Source organism: Paenarthrobacter sp. PH39-S1, assembly GCF_030063245.1.
GTDB lineage: Bacteria > Actinomycetota > Actinomycetes > Actinomycetales > Micrococcaceae > Arthrobacter_M.
In genome coordinates this window covers 1-1,641 of record NZ_JASISR010000098.1, presented here as the reverse complement: position 1 = coordinate 1,641, position 1,641 = coordinate 1, and the positions used below count along the sequence as shown (strand labels likewise).

Sequence of the window (1,641 nt, the reverse complement as noted above, 5' to 3'; positions counted from 1 at the left end):
TCAGAGAACTCTGCCAGCACCTCACCACCACCCAAATCCGCTACCCAGGCACCGGGCTCATCCTGCGCTACGAAATCAAAAACCCCTGAACCCACACTGAATACCTCACCATGTCAGGAGCCCTGGTCCCCGGATTGGTCTTGACGGCGCTGTATAAAAACCCGGCGGCAAGAGGGTGTGTCAAATTGCTGTGTCAAACGACGGGTCGAAATCAAATCAGCTTCACATTGGCAAAATGGATTCAGCATTGACAAGATAATCATTACCGGCACAAAACAGCGTGCATAACCAAGGTACATAAATTAGGGGTAGAACATGGCGTTACCGCAGCAGTCGTACTCGTCCGAAAAGACCGAACCATTGTGGGCACCGTTGTACGGAGCGTCGCTCCCTGATGCGGTGAAGCGTTTTTGGAAAAAGTACGTCGTATTCTCGGGCCGCGCCAGCCGAAGCGAGTACTGGTGGTGGGCCCTGGTTTCGGCCGTCGTCGTCCTGGTACTCGAGATCATCGGCGCGGCCGCCGGCGGCGCCGGAGCAACTGTCGCCGCCGATGGTACGTCCGTTCCCGGTCCGGGATTCGGCGTTGCCGCGGCCATCATTGGACTCTGGGGACTTGCCACGATCATTCCGGGACTGGCACTGCTGTCCCGGCGCCTGCATGACGGAAACTTCAGCGCGTGGTTCATCCTCCTCGGGCTCGTCCCCTTCCTAGGGGCAATCGCCCTTTTGGTCATGACGCTCATGCCGTCGAATCCGCAGGGACGGCGCTTTGACGGACCGGTTGCGGTTCAGCAGGGCTCCGGCTACCAGGCATAGCGGCTGCGGTGAAGAGCCGCCCGATTCTCAAACCGCGTAGATTAGTGGGTATGCCTACCGACGAAACGCGCGTACCCCTTGACGCCTCACCCGCAGACCGCATCGGCGCCGCCGTCGACCTCTACGGACAAGGCAACGTGGTCAAGCGCGCGCTCGCGCTGCTTGCCGGCGAGGACGAGACGAAGGAATTCCTGCTCTTCGCCGGCGGGGCGCATGCCAACGGCATCATCAACGGCGCCCCGGCGCTCTACTGGCCGGAGCTGTGGGGCGCGCGCGTCTTTATGTACCTGTGGGATGAGTCCGCCGCTGCCCCGATCCGGGCCGGGCTGGGCAATCAGGCGTGGCGGGTACGGGAAATGTGCGCCAAGGTCACGGCCTTGCGGGGGCTCCCGTTTACCGAAGAACTCCAGGCACTGCTGGCCGACGACGTGCCCCGGGTCCGGGCCGCCGGTGCCCGCGCGCTGGCCCAGGTGGGCGGGGAAGGGCATTCCGGAGCCATCAAAGATCTGTTAATGGACTCCGACATGGATGTGCGTCGCCAGGCCGGCGCCGCCCTGAAGCGGTTGGCCGACCGTTCCGCAGCCGGCACTACAGCTCCAGGCGGTACACCAGCAGTCTGATCTTCGTTTCGGGAACCAGCCAGTCGCGTTCGGGCACGCGGCGGAACCCGGTGGATTCGTACAGGGCGTGAGCGCTGTGCCCAGGGCTCCTGACATGACAGGACGGCCGTGCGGGTGATGTATTGAGTTTCCGGGGATTCTTGCTCGCTCAAGTCTTTTAATCATGCCCCCGATGTGAGATAATAAACGTGTGACTTTTTCGCTT

Annotated in this window: 2 protein-coding genes; both read left to right on the top strand. The window is 61.9% G+C overall.

The genetic code is table 11. The annotated features are described in order from the left end of the window. The first annotated feature begins 315 nt into the window (after positions 1-315). The gene (locus QMG52_RS21645; RefSeq protein WP_283562463.1) at positions 316-816 is read left to right on the top strand and encodes a DUF805 domain-containing protein; all 501 of its coding nucleotides are present in this window, start codon (positions 316-318) and stop codon (positions 814-816) included. Positions 817-866: 50 nt separating this feature from the next. Beyond that, the gene (locus QMG52_RS21640) at positions 867-1,436 is read left to right on the top strand and encodes a HEAT repeat domain-containing protein (RefSeq protein WP_283562462.1); all 570 of its coding nucleotides are present in this window, start codon (positions 867-869) and stop codon (positions 1,434-1,436) included. Positions 1,437-1,641 lie beyond the last annotated feature (205 nt).